The 13,292-nt window shown below is 33.3% G+C and carries 14 protein-coding genes; 1 reads left to right on the top strand and 13 read right to left on the bottom strand.

The window, feature by feature from the left end; all coding sequences use genetic code 11:
• Positions 1-67 precede the first annotated feature (67 nt).
• The 3 genes from IW18_RS18585 to IW18_RS18595 are packed head-to-tail and all read right to left on the bottom strand — an operon-like array spanning position 68 to position 2,936.
• Positions 68-1,093, bottom strand: coding sequence for an aminotransferase class I/II-fold pyridoxal phosphate-dependent enzyme (locus IW18_RS18585; protein WP_041519631.1), 1,026 nt, complete (start codon positions 1,091-1,093; stop codon positions 68-70).
• 5 nt (positions 1,094-1,098) lie between these two features.
• Positions 1,099-2,109, bottom strand: a complete 1,011-nt coding sequence (locus tag IW18_RS18590; protein ID WP_041519634.1) for a dipeptide epimerase — start codon at positions 2,107-2,109, stop codon at positions 1,099-1,101.
• A 23-nt stretch (positions 2,110-2,132) separates the two neighbouring features.
• On the bottom strand, positions 2,133-2,936 hold the full coding sequence (locus tag IW18_RS18595) for an alpha/beta hydrolase (protein ID WP_041519635.1): 804 nt from the start codon (positions 2,934-2,936) through the stop codon (positions 2,133-2,135).
• Between the two features lie 56 nt (positions 2,937-2,992).
• On the opposite strand from IW18_RS18595, the gene IW18_RS18600 reads away from it, so the two are divergent.
• On the top strand, positions 2,993-3,394 hold the full coding sequence (locus IW18_RS18600) for a hypothetical protein (protein WP_041519637.1): 402 nt from the start codon (positions 2,993-2,995) through the stop codon (positions 3,392-3,394).
• A gap of 40 nt (positions 3,395-3,434) precedes the next feature.
• On the opposite strand, the gene IW18_RS18605 is transcribed toward IW18_RS18600, so the two are convergent.
• From IW18_RS18605 to IW18_RS18650, 10 genes are all read right to left on the bottom strand, one after another.
• Positions 3,435-5,609 (bottom strand): prolyl oligopeptidase family serine peptidase, encoded by a 2,175-nt coding sequence (locus tag IW18_RS18605; protein ID WP_084607990.1) that lies wholly within the window; start codon positions 5,607-5,609, stop codon positions 3,435-3,437.
• Between the two features lie 103 nt (positions 5,610-5,712).
• Positions 5,713-7,704 (bottom strand): excinuclease ABC subunit UvrB, encoded by a 1,992-nt coding sequence (gene uvrB / locus IW18_RS18610; RefSeq protein ID WP_041519639.1) that lies wholly within the window; start codon positions 7,702-7,704, stop codon positions 5,713-5,715.
• A 179-nt stretch (positions 7,705-7,883) separates the two neighbouring features.
• A complete protein-coding gene (locus tag IW18_RS18615) occupies positions 7,884-8,822 on the bottom strand; it encodes an alpha/beta fold hydrolase (protein ID WP_041519640.1) in 939 nt (312 codons plus the stop codon).
• An 81-nt stretch (positions 8,823-8,903) separates the two neighbouring features.
• Complete coding sequence (locus IW18_RS18620; protein WP_041519642.1) at positions 8,904-9,140, bottom strand: hypothetical protein; 237 nt, start codon at positions 9,138-9,140, stop codon at positions 8,904-8,906.
• 79 nt (positions 9,141-9,219) lie between these two features.
• The gene (gene rlmF / locus IW18_RS18625; RefSeq protein WP_041519644.1) at positions 9,220-10,167 is read right to left on the bottom strand and encodes a 23S rRNA (adenine(1618)-N(6))-methyltransferase RlmF; all 948 of its coding nucleotides are present in this window, start codon (positions 10,165-10,167) and stop codon (positions 9,220-9,222) included.
• 107 nt (positions 10,168-10,274) lie between these two features.
• A complete protein-coding gene (locus IW18_RS18630) occupies positions 10,275-10,823 on the bottom strand; it encodes a hypothetical protein (RefSeq protein ID WP_041519646.1) in 549 nt (182 codons plus the stop codon).
• A 153-nt stretch (positions 10,824-10,976) separates the two neighbouring features.
• Complete coding sequence (locus IW18_RS18635; RefSeq protein WP_041519648.1) at positions 10,977-11,639, bottom strand: thiamine diphosphokinase; 663 nt, start codon at positions 11,637-11,639, stop codon at positions 10,977-10,979.
• Positions 11,640-11,764: 125 nt separating this feature from the next.
• Complete coding sequence (locus tag IW18_RS18640) at positions 11,765-12,223, bottom strand: RidA family protein (RefSeq protein WP_052480230.1); 459 nt, start codon at positions 12,221-12,223, stop codon at positions 11,765-11,767.
• A gap of 139 nt (positions 12,224-12,362) precedes the next feature.
• The gene (locus IW18_RS18645) at positions 12,363-12,803 is read right to left on the bottom strand and encodes a DinB family protein (RefSeq protein ID WP_041519650.1); all 441 of its coding nucleotides are present in this window, start codon (positions 12,801-12,803) and stop codon (positions 12,363-12,365) included.
• A 4-nt stretch (positions 12,804-12,807) separates the two neighbouring features.
• Complete coding sequence (locus IW18_RS18650) at positions 12,808-13,290, bottom strand: GyrI-like domain-containing protein (RefSeq protein ID WP_041519652.1); 483 nt, start codon at positions 13,288-13,290, stop codon at positions 12,808-12,810.
• Positions 13,291-13,292: the final 2 nt, after the last annotated feature.

Below are 13,292 nucleotides of genomic sequence, written 5' to 3' on the forward strand. Positions count from 1 at the left end.
CAGTACGTTCAAAATTTAATTCTTGAAAATTCTTGAAATTCGTGGTAAACTTTTGTTGCTTTTTCCCTCAACTATAATCATTTAAAACGGTTACCAACTTATCTAAATCTTCGGGAAGATGATTCGCTGTAACCACAATTCGATTTAGATTACCAGCGTTTTGCTGATATTTAAAACTTGCAATAATTATTTTATTCGATTTTAGAATTTCAATAATACGATCATCTGTTAAATAAATTAGTGGATAAGTTTTATTGAATTTTATAGAATCGTGTTTGATTAGTTTTTGATCAATATAGTTTAAATTATCAAGTAATTTTTGATTTTGAATTTTGTAAAGAGTTTCGGCATCGGCTAGAGTTTGAACAAATGCTGGATTCATTCCGGCAGCAGAAACAAAAATATTTTGAGTTTTTATTTGATTGATGAAAGAAGCGTCACTTGCAATAACTCCGCCACTCAAACCAAAAGCTTTTCCTAATGAGGAAACCATGATTTTTCGTTGAATAGGAAGGTTAACATCAGCGTAAATTCCGCGACCATTTTTACCTAAAATTCCAAGAGAATGCGATTCATCAATTAAAAGTGTGATTTCTTTATGATTTGGAATTTTATTGAATATTGATAAATCAATTGCACTGGTTTGAAAACCAGAAACGGCATCAGTCAAAATGGTGATTTTCTCTGATTTAGGATCTAATAATCTGGGATTAATTTCATTCTTTACAAAAATAGGGAAGCTATCTTGCACCTGAATTGCAGTGTGATTGTCTGGAAAATGAAAGAAAGAATCGGTTTGTTTTTTTAATTCTTCAAGGACTAATTTTCCGGCCAACATTCCTGACGAAACTGTAACTGCGGATTCTGCTTCAATATGTTTGGCTAAAAAAGTTTCCCCATTTTTATAAGCAGCTAGTTGTATATTGGCACTTCTTGAACTTCCGTAATTTGTACCCCATTTACGAATATTTGCAATAACCAATTCCTGAAAAGCTTTATTGGTTGGTAAACCCAAATAAGCAGTTCCGCCAAAATAAAGATATTCTTCGCGATCTATTTCAATAATTCTATCCGGAAATTGATTAACATCCATAACAGTTATAATAAGGTTACGCCAGTTCCATTTAGATCAGAATAATGAACAACACCATTTTCTATGGTAACACCAGTAGCAATATCTTCGGCCAGAAGCAATGCGCCATCCATATCGACATAATCTAATTGAGGTAATAAATGTGCAATTGCCGATATTCCAACAGTAGATTCTGTCATACAACCAACCATTGTTTTTAAACCTAATTTTTTAGCTTCTTCAATCATACGTTTTCCGGGAGTTAAACCACCGCATTTTACCAATTTTACATTTACACCATGAAAATGATTATGGCATCTAGAAACATCTTCTTCGATAATGCAACTTTCATCGGCAATTATGGGTAAAACTGAATGTTTGAAAACTTCTTTGTGCGCTTCCCAATTGTCTGCTTTCATAGGTTGTTCCAGAAATTCAACGCCTAGTTTTTTTAATTCAATGGCATTATTAATGGTTTCTTCGACACCCCAACCACAGTTGGCGTCAATTCTAAAAATAGCGTCAGTATGTTTACGAAGCTCTTTTACAATGGCAATGTCTTCTTTGGTTCCTAATTTAATTTTATAAATAGGCCATGGAAGTTCCTGCATTTTTGAAACCATTTTTTCTATAGATGCAATTCCAATCGTATAGTCTGTAAGCGGATTTTTCTCGGTAGTATAATTCCATAATTCGTATAATTTTTTGCCTTTTTTACGCGCATATAAATCATTATAAGCTAAATCTAAAGCGCATAAAGCAAACATATCGTGTTTTAAAAATGGGTAAATTTTTGCCCAAAAAACGTCAGGAGTTTCATTTTCTGAAGCTTCAATTGCGCTTCTCAATCTTTCTAAATCCTTCATCATCATCGGGACAGTCGTTTTGTAGTACGGATTTGAAGTTGCTTCTCCAAAACCGGAATATCCATCACTTTGTAACTCGACAATCAAAGAGGGTTGAAAATCAATTGATTCTCTTGAAATCGTAAAAGTGTGTTTTAGTTTTAAGTTGTATTCTCTTAAAATTAGTTTCATGATTGTATGATTGTTTTTTTATTTTAATAACCAAGCCAAAGAATCGCATTTACAAAATTATCTCGCCATAATTTTTCATTGTGTTCTCCGCCTTTTACGATTTTTGTTTTGTTGAGATGCAGACAATAACATCGGTTTTTGTCCAATAAACGTTCCATTTTTTTCAAATCGTTTACCATATCATCACTTTCTTTGTCTCCACATAAAAAATAAATTTTAGTTTTAATTTTAGGAGCTTGTTCTGTTAAGGTATAAATATCATTTGAAAACCAGAATGAGGGTGAAAAAACACCAGCTTTTCCAAACGTTTCGGGATATTTTAAAATCGCATAATACGAGACTAATCCGCCAAGCGAACTTCCCATAATAATGGTGTTTTTAGCTTTTGTTTTGGTTCTGTAATTTTTGTCAATATAAGGTTTTAATTTTTTCACAATAAAATCGAGGTAATTATCCGCATTTCCGCCTCCATATTTTTCATTTTTAAAAGGTGTTAATTCCTCTGTACGTTTGTCATTTCCGTTTTCGATGCCCACAACAATTACTTGAGCTTTTAAGCTGTCCAGTTTTTCATCAACATTCCATTCTCCTGCGTACGACGTTTTTTTGTCAAACAAATTTTGAGCATCGTGCATATAAATAACACTGTATTTTTTTTGAACAGATGTGGAATAATTTTGAGGAAGATAAATCCAGATTTTTTTTGTGGTTTTGAGTTGAGGCGCTTCAATCGTAAAAGTAGATACGTTTTTGGATGCGGTACTTTCTTGCGCATACATAATAGAGGTTAACGATAAAAGTATAAAGAAGAAAAAGCCTCTAATCATGAGTTTCTTTGCGTTTTAGTTTTAAAAACAATATTTTAGCTAAAAATAATAAATTGATGAATACCGAGGCCGAAAAGAGAAGTTTACTTTTAGAAATGATTGCTTTTTCTACCGTTGACGGGCAATTGCATAAAAGAGAATATGATTTTTTGTGGTTGGTTGCTCAGGAATTAAATATTGAATATGCTGTTTTTAAGGATTTGTTTCATCAGGAACACACGCCTGTAGCTATAAAATCGGAATTTCAACGCATTCAGCAATTTTATAGATTGGCTTTGATTATGTATTGCGATGGAGTTTTGCATGAAAAAGAAGCAAAGGGAATTCAGCAAATTGCAATTGAAATGGGATTGAATCCAACGGCTGTAAAACGTGTTTTGGATTTAATGGAAAAAGCGCCAAACGCTATGATTGATCCTAAAATACTATTGAAAGTATTTCAGGAACAACATAATTAATTTAAAACGGTATTAACTGTACAGGTTTTTAAATTTTGATTTATTTTTTTGATGATTGAAACTTTGGATGACCGGTATGAGCGTAAGCAAAACTGATAACATCGCTCGATTTTTCGATTATTTTTGTTGCGCTGTCGCCCATTCCGTGACCCGCTTCAAAATCAGTAAAGAAAAGTATAGGATTGCCGGATGCATTTGCGTTTTGGAGTGAAGCTGCAAATTTTGACGGTTCCCATGCAATCACACGCGGATCATTCATTCCTGCCGTGATTAATGTTGCAGGATAAGAAGTTCCCTTTTTAATATGATGATAGGAATCCATTTCTAGCAGCGCTTTAAATTCTACAGGATCTTTTACCGTTCCAAATTCTGGAATATTGGCAGGGCCATTTGGCGATGTTTCTGACCGAATAGTATTAAACGCACCAACTTCTGGAATTGCAGCAGCAAATAAATCAGGTCTTTCAGTAATTGCTCTACCAATTAAAATTCCACCTGCACTTGCGCTCCATATTGCAATTTTTTTTGGTGATGTATATTTTTCCTTAATTAAATATTCGGCAGTTGCAATTAGATCTTTCCAAGTATTGGGTTTGGTGGTTTTAAAACCTGCTTTGTGCCACGCTTCTCCTAATTCACCGCCACCTCTAACATGTGTAATTACATAAATCCCCCCGTAGGCACAATATGGTAATATAAAGCCAGAACTAAAACGTGGTTCCATTGATACCCCGTAAGCGCCATATCCCATCATTAAAACAGGATTATTGCCATTAAATTTTATGTTTTTATCATAAATAATAGAAACAGGAACCTTAACTCCGTCGTGCGAGGCAATTGTAATTTCTTTAGATATAATATTTTTAAATTCAGGATATTCGATTTGTTTTGTTAAAGGCTGAAAAGTGAATTTATTGGTAGTTGGATTGTATAAATAGCGTTTCATTGGAGAAGTCCAACCAGAGAATGTCATCCATATATCGCTTTTGTTTTCGTTTATAGTCAAAAAAGAAACTGAACCAGCTTGAAATGGCAACTTTAGTTCAATTGGTTTAGGTTTTCCTTTTCCCAGAAAGTAAACTTTTGCCTGAACACCGTTTTCTGTAAGCGAATAATACAAACCATCTTTTGTTAATGTGAAATTTGTGATGCTTCCGTTTTGAGGTTCGTCTACAATTGTAATGGCATTTTTTATTTCGGGACTTGAAATAAGCGATTTAAGAATTTTAAAATTGGAAGCATTTTTAAAAGTGAGATAATAAATGAATTCTTTATCTACGAGATAATTAGTGACTTCGTCATTTTTATCGACTAACATTTTCCATTTTGCAGGAGCATAATTGTCTTTAAAATCTGTAGTATACAATTTAATTCTATTGTCAACCGTCAGGACAAGTCCGTAGTTTTTATTCGAATTTTTATGATAAACATTTACAGGAAATTCTTCGGCACCAATATTAAGTTCGGGATTAGTAATATTCGAAAAAAATTCGATGTCTTTATTAGGATCAGTTTCTAATTTATGATAGTAGACCTTACTGTTTAATAATCGGTTTGGATCGGTAACATTGGACGAGTTTAATCTTGTGTATGTAAATGAATTTCCATCTGGAAGCCATGACGGACTGCTATACCAACATCTGTCAAATACTTCTGGATATAATTTTCCGTCGCTGCTTACAATAAGTAATTCGGCACTTTCTGAACCGCTTGGAGAAATTTCGAGTGCTACTTTATCTCCTTTTTCATTGGGCATTAAAGAACTTATATTGTAATTTACTCCGGCTGATTTTTTATACGTTTCCGGATCAAAAAGTAATTTTTCAGCGCCTTTATATCCAACCCGATGGTATAATTTACTGTTTTCTTCGTTGGCATTACGCTTTAAGTAGAAATAGTTATTGTTTTCTGTAATTTGAAGTTCAGTGATTGTGCTTTCTTTCCTTGCGTCTAATTCTTGAAGTTTTTTAACGAGGTTTTTGCGTTCACTAATTTCATTTAGTTTTTCTCTGGCATAGGTTGAATTGGATTTCATCCAATTAACCACATTTGGGTCTTTTAAGTCTTCAAGATAACGATAAGGATCTTCTATCTTTTCTCCAAAATATTCATCGACAACAATTTTTTCTAATGCAGGCTGTGGTTTGGTTTGCCCAAAATTATATACTACTGAACCTAACAGGGAAGCAATAGCCAAAGTAAATTTAGTATTCATAATTTATCTAGATTGGAAGTAAGACTAAAATGCTAGTAGATTATGGACGCGTAAATGTATAAAATAATTTTAAATAATTAATAATTAGATAGTTGTATTTTTTTTAAGCCAATTGCTCTTGTAGTTTTTTAATATCATCACGTAATTTTGCAGCTTGTAAAAAGTCTAATTCTTTGGCGGCTTTTTCCATAGATTTACGTTTTTCGCGAATCATTTTTTCTAATTCTGGTTTAGATAAATAAGCTGTTTCTGGTTCGGCTGCGACTGATAATGTATGACCTAATTCATATTCAACCAATGGATTTTTGGTAAAAGCGCTATCAATCTTTTTATTTAAAGCTTGAGGTGTAATTCCGTGTTCCGTATTATAGTTAATCTGTTTGGTACGGCGATAAGTGGTTTCGTCGATCGTTTTTTGCATACTTGCTGTAATTTTATCGGCATACATTATGGCTTTTCCGTTTAAGTTTCTTGCTGCACGACCAATAGTTTGTGTTAAAGATCTGTGGCTTCTAAGGAAACCTTCTTTATCAGCATCCAGAATTGCAACAAGCGAAACTTCGGGTAAATCAAGACCTTCACGAAGTAAGTTAACGCCAATTAAAACATCAAAAATACCTTTTCGTAAATCCTGCATGATTTCAATGCGTTCGAGAGTATCCACATCTGAGTGAATATAACGACAACGTATGTTTACTTTGGCTAAATATTTCGCCAATTCTTCGGCCATTCTTTTGGTCAAAGTGGTGACTAAAACTCTTTCGTCGAGTTCGCAACGAACATGAATTTCTTCGATTAAATCGTCTATTTGATTTAAACTTGGTCTTATTTCTATAATTGGATCTAATAATCCTGTTGGACGAATAACCTGCTCAACATAAATACCATCTGTTTTTTGCAATTCATAATCGGCAGGTGTTGCAGATACATAGATTACCTGATTTTGCATGGCTTCAAATTCTTCAAATTTCAAAGGTCTGTTGTCCATTGCAGCTGGTAAACGGAAACCATATTCTACCAGATTTTCTTTTCGGCTTCTGTCACCTCCATACATGGCGTGAACTTGCGAAATGGTAACGTGACTTTCGTCGACTACCATTAAATAATCGTCAGGGAAGTAATCTAATAAGCAAAATGGTCTTGTTCCGGCTTCTCTTCCGTCAAGATATCTCGAATAGTTTTCGATTCCCGAACAATATCCTAATTCCCGAATCATTTCTAAATCGAAATTAGTACGTTCTTCAAGACGTTTGGCTTCAAGATGTTTACCAATTTCTTTAAAATAATCTACTTGTTTGACTAAATCCTGTTGAATTTCCCAAATAGCACCTTGTAGTACATCTGGAGAAGTCACAAACATATTGGCAGGATAAATGGTCAATCGTTTAAATTTTTCAATGACTTGCGAAGTCTTAGCGTCAAAGGATTCTATTTCTTCGATTTCATCTCCAAAAAAGTGAATTCTAAAAGCGTCATCTGCATAACTTGGATATACTTCGACAGTATCGCCTTTTATTCTAAAAGTTCCCGGAGTAAAATCGGCTTCAGTTCTCGCGTATAAACTTTGTACTAAACTGTGTAATAACTTTGTTCTTGAAATTACCTGATCTCTTGAAATTTCAATTACGTTTTTTTGAAATTCAACAGGATTTCCAATACCATATAAACACGAAACCGAAGCAACGACTAAAATATCTCGTCGTCCAGAAAGTAGGGAAGAAGTAGTGCTTAAACGCATTTTTTCGAGCTCTTCATTGATAGATAAATCTTTTTCGATGAAAACCCCTGTTACTGGCATAAAAGCTTCGGGTTGATAATAATCGTAGTAGGAAACAAAATACTCTACTGCATTGTTTGGAAAAAACTGTTTGAACTCAGAGTATAACTGAGCGGCCAAAGTTTTGTTGTGTGCCAAAACCAAAGTAGGTTTTTGCACTTCTTGTATCACATTGGCAACTGTAAATGTTTTTCCAGATCCTGTAACTCCTAATAAAGTTTGATATTTTTCGCCATCGACAATGCCTTGCGAAAGTTTTTCAATAGCTTGTGGCTGATCTCCTTTTGGACTATATTCTGAGGATACTTGGAAATTCATTTTAAGATGCTAAAAAATTAGTTTTGTAAAGATACAAAGTTTGATTTCTATAAAAAAGGGTTGCCACGAATTACACAAATTTTAAAATTAGTTCTAGAAAGCCCCAATGCTTGAACACGTAATCTTGTCATTTCGACGGAGGAGAAATCACACGAGAAGCTCCACTATTTATATTGTAACTATTCTAAAAAATCAATCATCGCGTCATTTACAATTTTAGATTGATCGATTGTTAAAAAATGTCCTGCGTCTTTTATAGTTTCGGTCTTACTGTTGATTAAATATTTTTTTGCTCGTTCTAAGCTTTCTTCTGAATTGATAACATCTTGATCGCCTATTAAAACTAGAACTGGATTTTTGATTGATTTTAATTCATCATTAGAGAAAGGAGTCATTTTTAGCATGCTCGAATTTGATTTAGCATATTTATTGGCCAAATAAAATTGTCGGTTATAAATGGGACTAATTTTTTCAGGATGAGTAGAAAATGTTTTTAATGTTTTGCTGAATTTCTTTTCACTCGGAAAAAGTTTTAGAAGCAGTGCTGATGATGTTTTTCGTGGTTTGTCAATAAATTTTAAGGTTTGCGCCGGACTTAATAAAACTATTTTGTCTACAGAATTTCCTTTTTGAGTTGCCAGTAAAGTAGCGATCCAGCCTCCGCGTGAAGCGCCCACAAGATCAAATTTCTTTAATTTATAATGATCAAAAATTTCATTGTAAAAAAGCACAATTTCGTCTGATGAAAGCGGTTTTGAAGTTAAAGTCGATTTTCCGGGTTCCATAATAAAATCGATCGCGTATATGCGATGATTTTTGGCTAATGCTTTAATGTTCGGATACCACATTGTTGAGCTGGCGTCCATTCCGTGGAGCAAAATTAGGTTTTTTCCATTTTTTGGACCGGCAAAGGTTATATGAGCCGTTCCGAAAGTGGTTTTTATGTTCTCTTCGGAATATGGAATATCCCAGAGTTTTAAAGCTTTGTCGTACGAATTTATATAAGTTTGTTTTTCGGATTTTGTTTTAAAAACATAATCGTCAAATTTTGCTTTTTTAGATGTAGCACAACTAACAAACAAGAATAAAAGAGAAAATTGGAATAGTAATTTTCGCATAGTCATAAAATTCAATTTACATTAAAGGTACGGAAATTGCGGACCGAAAATGTATCAGAATTTTATTTTAAAGTATCAGAATTATACGGTTTTACTTTTTACTGTAAGATGATATACTTGCACTAATGCTAAAATGGCATTTGGAATTATAACGGGTAAAAGCCATTGGTTTACATCTCTGTAATCTTTTAAAAAGATACCGTAAATGACGAAACAGATACAGCCAAACATATTTATAAAACGGATTGTTTTGAGGTCTTTGAGTAAAAAACCGCCCACAATAAAAAATGATGCGAGGTAACCAATATATTCTGCCATGATTTTAAATGAATTGCTTTAAAGTAAATTTACCAAAAACAAATAATAAAATCAATTTTTTGTACTGAAAATCAGAATTTTAGATAGTCCATTTTTGTTGTTGCTCATCCGTTAAAAATGTCCAGGCAACGATACGGCTTGTTTTTTGGCCTTGCGCCATATCGATTGTTTTAATCGAAGAGGCATTTACTTTATTTAAAGTTTTGTAGATGCTCGAAAGATTATCTCTTTTTGAAACTAAAGTGGTAAACCATAAACATTGCATGGCATATTTTGCACTTTCGTAAATCATTTGTGTTACAAAACCAATTTCGCCGCCATCGCACCATAATTCGGCATTGTGACCACCAAAGTTCAAAACCGGATTTGTTTTTTTTCTTTCTTTTGTTAAGTTCGAAACTTTACGTACTGTACTTTGATTTGCATCTTCGGCTGAAGAATGAAATGGTGGATTACACATTGTAAAGGTAAAACGATCTTCGGGCGTTATGATGTTTTTGAAGATGAATCGAGATTCAGTTTGTTGTTGTAAGCTGATAGCATCAATTAATTTTGGATTGGCTTCGATAATTTTACTGCAATTTTCGATCGCTTTTTCGTCAATATCGGTTCCAACAAAACTCCAGTCGTAAATGGCATGTCCTAGAATAGGGTAAATGCAATTGGCGCCTGTCCCTATATCCAAACCTAAAACTGATGATCCTCTTGGAATAACTCCATTGTTGGTTTCAGCTAATAAATCGGCTAGGTAATGAATGTAGTCTGTTCTTCCGGGAATTGGCGGACAGAGATAATTTTTTGGAATATCCCAGTTTTGTATGTCGTAATAGGTTTGCAATAATGCTTTGTTAAGCGCTTTTACTGCCAAGGGATTGCTGAAATCAATCGTTTCAATTCCGTGAATATTTACTGCAACATGCGATTTTAGTTCAGGACAATTCGCGATAAGAAGCTCGAAATCATAACGTGAACGATGTAGGTTTCGAGGATGTAAGTTGTTTTTTTCGGAATTGTCTGTTGCTTTCATTTTGTAAATTTCCGTGCAAAGATAGTCATTCCTTTTTTGTAAAATTCACATTTGATTTCAAGATCAATTCTGTCGTGGTTTTGAAAATCAATTTCTATGTTTATTATTTATTGAAATGTTGATTTTTCTAAGTTTTCTATTAATTGAGCACCTTTTTGCTTGTCACTATATTGCACATATACAGTGAAAACTTTCTGATTAATAAATGCACCATAAACTTCGGTACATATATAAGACTTGTCTGGAAAATTATAATCGAATTTGACTTTGTTGAATTCTAAATTTGCTATTTTGACTTTTTCATTAGAATTATTTCCTGTTATTTTTTGTCCTTTCGAATGAATTTCTTTCATGTTTTTCTTTAAATTAAGAAATGCACTTGACTTTTTTAGATCGAAATCTCGATAAGCCACAAAATAATTTAAACTGTCAAAACTCATTACAACTATTATTTTCGAATTGTCTTCATTTTCTATTTCGTATCCTTTAGCTGTATTTTCTTTGTTTTTTTCTTTTAACCAAGCTTTAGGTTTAATTATAGTACATCCCTCAGGAACATTCATTGTCCAATTAAACTGGTTGTCTTTAAAAGTTTTATTTTGTGCAAAAGAGTAGTTTATAATAAGGAATAATACTAAGATTAATTTTGTTTTCATGCTTTGGTTTTTGAGTTTCTTATAGGTGTTTAAAGGTGATTTTTTAGAAAGATTTTTTGATGAAAAAGGTTGGTCTAGCCCTGATGGAAGCGATATCCTTTTTCTGGCTGCTGTCAGCCGGAAAAAGATATAGCGGACAGCAGGAAATAGCTTCTAATCAAAACATTCCATTAAAAGAAGATCGCCTTCATGATGTGTTATTTTTACAATTCCATCTTTTTCTACAGAATTACTGCTTCCTGTTCTATAACCCATTGTGAGCGTATCATCCTGTAATTCGTATTTTAAATTACTGGAATAAATTCCGTTTACAACACCAATTGGAATTAATGAAATGGGGGTTTCTGCGGTGTACCATTTCTCGAATTTGTTGGGTAATAAGAAAATTTTTGAATGATCGTCGAGAATAACAATTTTAAGCAAATTGCGATATTGTACTAAACTGGTAAGGTTTGTAATAGTATGATCTGCACGCTTTCCGGTTGCCCAAACGACATTTACGGCAGGCATTTTTCGATCGATTAAATAATCAAAAGCTTTCTCTAAGTCGGTTTTGTTTTGGTCTGGCGTATGGACGATTTCGATAGGATATTGTGATGTTTTGTAAATTTCAGGATCAAAACCACGATCAAAATCTCCTAAGAGTACATCAACTTTAATTCCTAATTCTACAACTCTTTCCATTGCAGAATCTAGTACAATAACCAGCGGCGACCATTCGAGCAATTGTCCTAATAATTCTGGATTGCAGGCAGCTCCGTTAGCAATAATTAAAGCGGGTTCCTGATCGTCGCGAACTATATGGTGTGATGACATACTACTTTTTTTTTGAATGTGTTGCAAATGTACAAAAGTTATAGGTTTTGAATTAAAAGGTTTTTACCATTAAGAAATTAAGAAAAATTAAGTTTTGTCTTTCTTTCTTAATGGTAAAGTAAAAACTATTTCATTGCCTTAAAAGCCATAGCATCAACTTCAATTTGCATTCCTTCAATAGCTAATTTGGGTACGGGTATTAAGGTGCTTGCGGGGAATGGTTTGTTTTGCCATATTTTTCTAATTTCTTCATTCCATATTTTTAGTTTTTCGGGCGAATGATCTACAATTAGAATGGTTATTTTCATAATGTTTTCCGGCTTTAGATTATAGCTATCGAGAACTGTCACGATGTTTTTTAGAACTATTTGAGTTTGTTCTCTAAAGCTGTTGCTTAAAGTATGTTCTTTTCCTAGACCACCACTTTGTCCGGAAATGTAAACAAATTGTCCAGGTGTAAAAACTGATGAAGCATGGCTAAAACCATACGGAGTTGGATCGAACAACGAAGATGGATTTTTGAAGGTTTGCGCCTCTGCAGTAAATGCATAAATGGACAATAAGCTAAAAATAAAATGTTTCATGTTGTTGAAATTTTGAATTACTTGCGGGCAAAATTCGCTTAATTCTAATTTCTAAACATTTACATATGTTGAGCGTTTTGAGAAAAGTTTACAGTCTCAGTATTTACTGAAAACTGCGACAGAATACTGTGACTAAAAACTAAAGTAACCTTCTATGATAATTTATTTGTCCTAAATGATACGCCAAATGTGTAGCAAGATGAACCAAAAAGAAACCTGTTGTCATTTCTTTTTCGAAAACAATTTGCGGATAAATGGCTTGTAGATCATTTTCAGTCAACGTATCAAGTGTGTTGTTTACGACTAAAATAGTATTGTTTATTTTACTGATTAATTCTGATCTTGGAATATCTTTTAAAGAAAACTCTAAAGGACGATCTCGAATATATCCTGTTTTTCCAAGTTCGGTACCAATATAGGTATTTATGTTTCCGATGAGGTGTAGGCAAAGATTTCCTGTAGAATTGGAAATGTTTTTGTCGATTAACCAAATTTGATTTTCGTTTTCATACAACTCGATTTCAACTTTTAGTTTATTGAGATCGCGATTAAAAAGGGATTTTAGCGTTTCGATTAACATGGCTCTAAACTTTACTTGTTATTGGAATCCAGATTTCTTCTTGAGAATTAGGATCATCTTTTTTGTATTGATCTCCCATTACAGCAAAATGAGGTCTTTCGTCTACAGTATATTCTGAATTTGGCAACCATTCTACAAAAATAGAGTGGTAAGTTGTATGTGCTTCGGTTGCTGGGCCTTTATGAATAAATACGGCATACAATCCTGCTGGAATTTTTAACGTTTCCATATCTAACGGAATATCGTCAAAATTAGAAACTTCGACTGCGGCCCATTTTTGAAAATTATTGTTGGGATCAAAATTGTCGAAATGATTTAGAGGAAAAACTTCAAGCGAATATAAATTTGTATCGATTGTATTGTTGATTTCTTTGCGTCTGGGCATAAAACCGTTCCATAACTGAAAGGTTTTATTTTCGATAAACGACATATCTATATGTTTACCAATTAGTTTTTTTTCTTTTAGAATTTCAATTCTAGCTTCCATTA

Origin of the sequence: Flavobacterium hibernum (genome assembly GCF_000832125.1) — a bacterium.
In the GTDB taxonomy this organism is placed as follows: domain Bacteria; phylum Bacteroidota; class Bacteroidia; order Flavobacteriales; family Flavobacteriaceae; genus Flavobacterium; species Flavobacterium hibernum.